The sequence below is a fragment of the Hoeflea sp. BAL378 genome (assembly GCF_000759435.1).
Lineage (GTDB): Bacteria > Pseudomonadota > Alphaproteobacteria > Rhizobiales > Rhizobiaceae > Hoeflea.
Window position 1 is genome coordinate 70,171 of sequence record NZ_JRJG01000010.1, and the last position, 7,108, is coordinate 77,278.

The window sequence follows — 7,108 nt, forward strand, 5'->3', positions numbered from 1 at the left end:
CTGCCGGTTCCGCCCGAAGACACCGCGTCACCGCCTGAGCACAAACACATCGCGTCCGTTCTGGGAGGCCGCGATCCCCTGGCTGGTTCGCGTCAGTCGATGGCATATTTCTCCGGTTCGCCCTTGCGGTTTGATGCAGATCCCGTCCGCGACGGCGCGCCATGTCACCGAGATGCTGGCAAGACCGTCGCTGATGGTTCCCTTGCCGTCCGGGCGAAACACCAGGATGTTGGAGGCTTTCCGCTTGACCACATACATTTCCCAGGGCTTGCCATCGCCGATGAGGTTGGCGAGCGATCCGTCCGCCAAGGCGGGGTGCGCCGTAAGGATCGCGGCTGCCGCAAGCGACGGCATCAGGGCCCGGGAAAACGATTGGAGGGCGGTGGATATGTTCAAACGCACGGTCGGGCTTTCCTGTTGCAGCGATCTCGGAATCTGACTTGTTTGGTGGCTTGCCGTCCGGCGATGTGGGCCGGCCGGGTGGCGCCGGTCACTTGAATTGAAGCGGCCAGACAGAAATGAACGTGGCCGCGATGAGCGGCCCAATGATGAATCCGTTGATGCCCAGAAGGGCGATGCCGCCGAGCGTCGAGACCAGGATCAGATATTCGGGCATCCGCGTATCTTTCCCGACCAGCAGCGGCCTCAGCAGGTTGTCGATGAGACCGATCAGGAAAACTCCGGCAATCATGAGCGTCAGTCCTTTGGAGGTTTGCCCGGACAGGAGGAGATAGGTCGATACAGGGAGCCAAATGATGGTTGCGCCGATTATCGGCAGGAGCGAGAGAAGCGCCATGACAACACCCCATAACAACGCCCCATTGATGCCCAGGAGCCAAAAGACAACTCCGCCAATCGCGCCTTGAATCAGGGCGATGACGACGTTTCCCTTGACCGTCGCCAACAGGACTTCGGAGAGTTTTCCCAGAAACATTTCCGTCTGATGAGGGGTGAGCGGGCTTGATCTTCGGATTGTCGACGACAAAGCCGTGCCATCCCGGAAGAGGAAGAAAAGAACGTACAGCATGACCCCTGCGCTCACGATCAATTGAACCGCACCTTGTCCGATATCGAGGGCTTCCGGCGCCACCCATTGGGTCGCTTGACCCAAGACAAGGTTGAAGCCGTCCTGGAGTTCCTCGACTGTCCCGAGCTTGATGAAATCAAATGCGGCAACAACGAAGGGTGGCGCCGCGGCGCGGATGCCCGCGAGAACCGAAGCCAGATCGATCTCGTGCAGGGATATCCAGTGGTAGAAACTGGCCGCTTCTTGGGCGACCGCGACGAGAATCAATGCCGAGGGAACAAGGATGACGCAGACGCAGAGAAGCACCCCAATTCCAGCCGCCATATTCGGATGCCGATGCATCCGACGCGATATTCGGGTCTGAACAGGATGAAAAAGAACAGCCAGAACCAGAGCCCATAATATCGCGCTGAAAAAGGGCGCCATCAGCCAGATGAACGCAATCGAGGCCGCGATCAAAAGAACGAAAAAACTTGCTTGTTGTGCAGGCATCTCCTGAATCGCTCTTCCTGACCGCAGTTAATAAGTCATGGTTCTTTTCCCGGAAAGGTTTGGCGGGGGTCGGATCGTCGACCCGCGATCCGGATTGCCCGTTACCGGCAACAGCAACCGCATCGCGGAATTCAAGCTCGGAAGGCAAGGCCAAAAGGATGCCCTGCGCCAGCTTCAGCGCATCCTCCGGTGAGGATGTCGCATTTTCAGAGCCTGCCGGCAGTTGCTGAGGTGCTCCGTGCCCGTCTCCTAGAACCTGTACCCGAGGATGAGCATTGTCGACGGCTGCACGTGATCCTGGACGATCGGACTGCTTTTCGCATCGCCGGTGAGGAAGCCCACGCCCGCCTGGCCGCGGACAACCCAGTGTTCGGTCGCCATGTAGGTGACGGAGGCCTCGACATCGAAGCGCTTCAGCCCCGCGCCTGCCTCGTGTCGCCGCAATCCCGATCTGGCGGACTGGGCCGGAGTGACGCCGAAGTAGCTTTGCATATGATTGTCATCGGCGAATGTCGCGGAGGCGCCGGCGGACAGAATGAAACGATTGTAGTGATGGGAGACATTTGCTCCGACCTGGCCGAGCAAACCTTCGCTGCCGCCGATCGTCTTGTCGACGGAGGCATAGAATTCCATGGGCCCCCTTTCATAGGAGATCTGCGTTCCGATGACAGCGCCGGCGTCGATATTGCCGAGGCCTCTGAGGTGAGGGGAGTCGGATTCCTTGCGCCCCCCTCCCATTTCGAAACCGCCCTTGACCGCCAGCTTGAAGCCGTTGGAGTCGAGCACATCGACATTCAATCCGCCTGGATCGATGGTGACGCGATCGCCAAGGGTTGCCGAGATCAGGGGAATGGGGACGAGTTCGAACTCGTCCGATCCTTCGAATTTCGGCGCATACATGACCCCGGCGCCGACCATCACGTCCCAGTCCGCAAGCTTCTGGCGCACACCGCCGAAACGCCGCGTGTCGAAGGTCTCGGTGGCGGGAACGCCGCCCGCCTGGGTCTCATAAATGTCGGCAGCGGCTGCCGGGGACAGGGGACAGGCAACAATTGCGAGCCCCGTCATCATGGCGAAACGCCGATGACGGCTCGAAAGGGGCTTGGTCAATGACATTCGGATTCGCTCCTGAGGGTCCGTTGGTGAGATCTTGGCGCGCAAAGGGGGAGAAGCGGACGCGCCGTGCCTCTCGCGGCGCACTATTCCGGAAGTCATCGTGAACTTGGGTGTTGTGATGTTAAGAAATGTTGCGCTTGCGGTGCTGCCGCCCAGCCGGCCCGCCGGTCAAGGTTTCCGAACGCGCTCAACCCGCGCAAGAAGTCTCAAGGTGCACGGAACTGGCCATCTCCGGCGCCCGGCGCGGCCGCGGACGGAAGATGTCATTGTCCTCTGCGCATTCCGAATTGGGGAGCTAAAAGCAAGCAGATGAAATCGCTGCATGTTCGGCTGAAGTGGTGCCGGTCAATGCATCCGGAGCCGGATCTCCATGGCAACGGCACTCTACACTTCGATCGATACAGGATGGTGCAGACTCCAGCGCATTTTCCGCGCTTTTCACGTCTTTCACCATCTTAACATATCCAAACAACTTGATCCTGTAACTTCGGGCCCATGTCTGCGACAATGAAACCCGAGATCCCGGCCATCGCCGATCATGCCTTGCAGAGAAAACACATGACAGTTCACCATCGCGTCGCGCCGGAAGCCGTGTCCCGTATTCTTCTCGTTGAGGACGACGAGGAGATTGCCGCCATGGTCATCGAGATGTTGCGGGAGAATGGCCTGGAGGCTGTTTCGGTCGGCTCGGCCGCCCACATGGACGCCGCCATGAAAAAGCAATCCTTCGATCTGGTTGTGCTGGACGCCATGCTGCCCGGCGAGGACGGCTTCAGCATCTGCCGCCGGTTGCGGGCCTCGTCGACGATCCCGATCGTCATGCTCACGGCGCTCGGCGATGAGATCAACCGCATCGTCGGAATCGAGCTCGGCGCGGACGATTACGTCACCAAGCCGTTTCATCCGCGTGAACTCATGGCGCGCATCAAGGGCCTGTTGCGGCGCGCCTCCTATGGCGCCGACCAGCCCTTGCACCAGACCCCGATGCGGTTTGCGGGCTGGCAGATCGATCCGATCCTGCGGCAACTCGTCAATCCGGAAGGCGCGCACGTGTCGATGACCACGGCCGAGTTCGACATTCTTCTCGCATTCTGCCAGAACCCTGGACGGGTCATGACGCGCGAGCAGCTTCTGCGGCTGACCCACGCCGGCCTTGCCGGTCCGGTCGAGCGCAGCATCGATGTCCACATCAGCCGCGTCAGGCAGAAGATCGAGCAGAATGTCCGCGAGCCGTCCTTCATCAAGACGGTCCGGTTGGGCGGGTACATGTTCACCCCGAAAGTCGAGGCGTGTTGATGTTCAGGCGCTTCCGGGGCGGCTCGATCCGCCGCCAGATCGCGGCCCTGGCTGTCGGCCCCGTCATCTGTCTCGTCATCCTGGGCACCATATCCGAGGTCCTGCTGGGTAACTATCCGGAGAGTGTTTCCTATGCCCGTGCGACTGCCCTGAAGATTGAGACCGTCGTCGATCAGGTCAAGGCGTCCACGTCCGCAGAACAAACAGCCGCAATCCTGAACGCCACTTCCAGGACAGGGCTTCAGGTCGAGGAAGTCTCGGCGGCGGAGCTTTTGCCGGAGCCCGATATGGACATCTCGTTCGAGGATGTCCGTCACCATGTCCAGAACAATATGCCGGCTACGTTCGCAACGGCTTTCCGGACGGAAACCTCCTCCGGCAAGCTTCACAATGTGCTTGTCGTCGGGATCGATGACGATCGAGCCCTGGCGTTTCTGCCCGCGTCAACTCCTCCCGATGACTGGATCAGCGATCTGGAGAAGACACTCCCCTCGCGACCGTTATCCGCGTCACCGCCTGCCGATGGATGGATCAGCGACCAACAGGTCAGCGTCGTGCTGCAACTGCTGGGTCTCGTCCTGCCGGTGGTCCTTCTGTCGCTCTATGCGGCGCGGGTGATTGCGGCGCCTCTTCTCGAATTTGCGAAAGCCGCAGAGACGCTCAGGCCTGATGAAGGCCCGGACAGGCCCTTCGACGAAAGCGGAGCGGCGGAGATCCGCACTTTGGCGAAGTCCCTCAACGACATGCGCAGCCGCGTCCGCCACATGATCGATGACCGCACCCGCATGTTGCGGGCGATCAGCCACGATCTTCGCACACCGCTCACGCGTCTGCGTCTGCGCGCGGAGCGCTCGACGCAGCCGGAGCTCAAAGCGGCGCTGCTTAAGGACATTTCCGCCTTGAGCGACATGATCAACGATACGCTGACCTATCTCAGCAAGGAGATGGCGTCCGAGAAGCCGGTCAACGCCGACCTTCCCAGCCTGTTGACGACCGTGTGCAACGATTTTTCCGACATCGGCTTCAACGTGGCCTATGCCGGACCGGAGCGTTTCGCCTATCGCTGCAAACCACGATCGCTGGCGCGCGCGGTCACCAATCTCGTCGAAAACAGCACCAAGTTCGCGGGCGAGGCCGTGGTGGAATTGTCGATCCTCGACACCGGAGCCGTGCGCATCAGCGTCATCGATGATGGCCCGGGCCTTCTCGGCAACTTGCGCACCCTCGTGCTGGAGCCGTTCTTCAAGGCCGATACCGCCCGGACCTCCGCCAATCGCAGCGGATTCGGGCTCGGGCTTTCCATCGTCGACGACATCGTGCGGGCGCATGGCGGCACGATCGTCCTCCTGAACAAGGCGCCGCACGGCCTGGTGGCGCAGATGGACTTTCCCGCCAAAGGCGAGGCGGAAAACGGCGCCGCGCCCCAGAAGCCGGCCGGTGCGCTTGCAAAAACCGGCTGATTTGAGAAAGCCGGCAATCGGTCAGCGTCGTCTGATTGACGGTCGTTGGAGTGGTGCGGACCGGTTGGCAGTCATGGGTGGTCACCCCGCACGCGTTATGGCTTTCATTCGTCTCCGTGGCTGGAGATCCCGGCTGCGCCGAGCCGACGATCAGTGCCATGCTTGGCCACGCAGCAGGGGCGGCTGAAAACATGCGAGGGACGGTTGAGAGCGCGTCTGTGCAACGACACGGGCGCTGACAGAGGGACAGCAAAAATCCCCTTCAACAGACAACACCTTTTCAAAAAATGAACTCAGTGAGACACCATAACGGACAAGGCATCACACAGAGGATATTATATGTCAATGAATAATTTTATATGTCAACTATGTAGGGCGCCATAATCGGATTGAAAGCGATTGTCGACTTTCTGACAAAGATCGCAGTCCATGAAGGTGGGCTCGCGCTAAAGAAAGGCAACTGCACCGAATACCGCGGTCGAGAGACCTCTACCCGGGGCGGTTCAGTGACATCGCCCGCTTCGAAAGTCCCATTGTCGTCGAGATCACCAGACGCCGAGGCGGAAGCGATGCGATGAAGCGCGCCCTCTGTGCCGCCATTGCCCGGAATATGGAGACCGTTGCGGTAGCCTCTCCCGGAAACGTTTTCATCTTCATGCCCGAGACCGACTATTCGCTCTGGAGCGTTGGATGTGGCTTGTTCGAAATGGCGATTGCCCGGCAGCGCAGCGTAGACAGCCAAGATCCGAAGCTATAAATATCCGACTCAAGCGCACTCTTTTGGCTCGCTGGTTTTAAGGGCCCATCATTTTCAAGTTTCAACGCGGCACGATCAGATGTGTCTGCGTTGATCGAGCAGGTTTTAAGCAGAAATGGCATTCATTGAAGCGTTTCGTGGTGTGCGTCTTCCGGCGTATGCGAACAACTCCGCGGTCATGTGGCTGAAGCGCTCCGCCAGAGCGGCCATGGGCGCCTTTATAGGCTTTCTGACGATCATGCTCACTGGTTTGAGCTTGGCAACGGCAGCCCATGCAGCGCTGTCGGCCTCCTGTAGCAAGATCAATTCAGACTTCAGCGTGCCATTTTACACTGAGATCCCGGCCAACTACATTGCCAATGAATATCCGGCATTGAATCCTGGTGAGAAGATCTCGTGGACATTTTCGACCACCGGGACGGCGTTCGGCGGGACCACCGCGGCTCTCACGATATACACCGGCACTGACTATGACGAATTGGTCGACATATCCAATATTGATGGAAACAAGAATGTCTCCGGTACGTTCACGGCAAGTGCCTCGGTAAATTTTATCTATATTGTGGCGAATGTCAGCCAGGACGCTGCCCAAGGCCCTTCGGACCTGAATACACTCACCTTCAGCGCGAGCTGTGCTGCGGCCGCCTCGGCTTCTGCACCAACGGTTACCGGCATTTCGCCCACCTCCGGCCCTGCCGCCGGCGCGACGGCCGTGACCATTACCGGCACGGATTTCACCGGCGCGACTACCGTGACCATTGGCGGGCAAGCCGCAACCAGCGTCACCGTCACCTCGGCCACGCAAATCACCGCCGTCACGCCGGCCGGAACTGCCGGTGCCCGCAACGTCGTCGTCACCACGCCGGCTGGCTCGGGCACGCTGACCAATGGCTATAGCTACATTGCGCCAACTATCGCCTTCTCGCCCGCCGCCGGCGCGCTGACGGCGGCGACCGTTGG

General features: G+C 59.9%; 7 protein-coding genes. 4 read left to right on the forward strand and 3 right to left on the reverse strand.

Features of this window, described 5'->3' with window-relative positions; translation table 11 throughout:
- Positions 1 to 27 precede the first annotated feature (27 nt).
- The 3 genes from LL06_RS03580 to LL06_RS03590 all read right to left on the reverse strand — a co-directional run bounded on the left by LL06_RS03580 (position 28) and on the right by LL06_RS03590 (position 2,680).
- Positions 28 to 402 (reverse strand): hypothetical protein, encoded by a 375-nt coding sequence (locus tag LL06_RS03580; RefSeq protein WP_244447039.1) that lies wholly within the window; start codon positions 400 to 402, stop codon positions 28 to 30.
- Between the two features lie 88 nt (positions 403 to 490).
- A complete protein-coding gene (locus LL06_RS03585; protein ID WP_035522264.1) occupies positions 491 to 1,519 on the reverse strand; it encodes an AI-2E family transporter in 1,029 nt (342 codons plus the stop codon).
- A gap of 249 nt (positions 1,520 to 1,768) precedes the next feature.
- Positions 1,769 to 2,680 (reverse strand): MipA/OmpV family protein, encoded by a 912-nt coding sequence (locus LL06_RS03590; protein ID WP_244447040.1) that lies wholly within the window; start codon positions 2,678 to 2,680, stop codon positions 1,769 to 1,771.
- A 513-nt stretch (positions 2,681 to 3,193) separates the two neighbouring features.
- Between LL06_RS03590 and LL06_RS03595 the strand changes: the two genes are divergently transcribed.
- The 4 genes from LL06_RS03595 to LL06_RS03610 all read left to right on the forward strand — a co-directional run.
- Entirely contained in the window at positions 3,194 to 3,931 is a 738-nt protein-coding gene (locus tag LL06_RS03595; protein ID WP_035522322.1) for a response regulator transcription factor, read from the forward strand.
- Complete coding sequence (locus LL06_RS03600; RefSeq protein WP_035522270.1) at positions 3,931 to 5,391, forward strand: ATP-binding protein; 1,461 nt, start codon at positions 3,931 to 3,933, stop codon at positions 5,389 to 5,391. The genes LL06_RS03595 and LL06_RS03600 overlap by 1 nt, the downstream gene beginning before the upstream one ends.
- Before the next feature lie 469 nt (positions 5,392 to 5,860).
- Positions 5,861 to 6,148, forward strand: coding sequence for a tautomerase family protein (locus LL06_RS26745; protein WP_280114101.1), 288 nt, complete (start codon positions 5,861 to 5,863; stop codon positions 6,146 to 6,148).
- Between the two features lie 115 nt (positions 6,149 to 6,263).
- Positions 6,264 to 7,108, forward strand: an 845-nt coding sequence (locus tag LL06_RS03610; RefSeq protein WP_035522272.1) for an IPT/TIG domain-containing protein, incomplete at its 3' end; no start/stop codon positions are given.

Excerpts from the sequence above, each read along its gene's own strand:
- LL06_RS03585 (WP_035522264.1), bottom strand. The coding sequence starts at position 1,519 with ATGCCTGCACAACAAGCAAGTTTTTTCGTTCTTTTGATCGCGGCCTCG.
- LL06_RS03595 (WP_035522322.1), top strand. The coding sequence starts at position 3,194 with ATGACAGTTCACCATCGCGTCGCGCCGGAAGCCGTGTCCCGTATTCTT.
- LL06_RS03600 (WP_035522270.1), top strand. The coding sequence starts at position 3,931 with ATGTTCAGGCGCTTCCGGGGCGGCTCGATCCGCCGCCAGATCGCGGCC.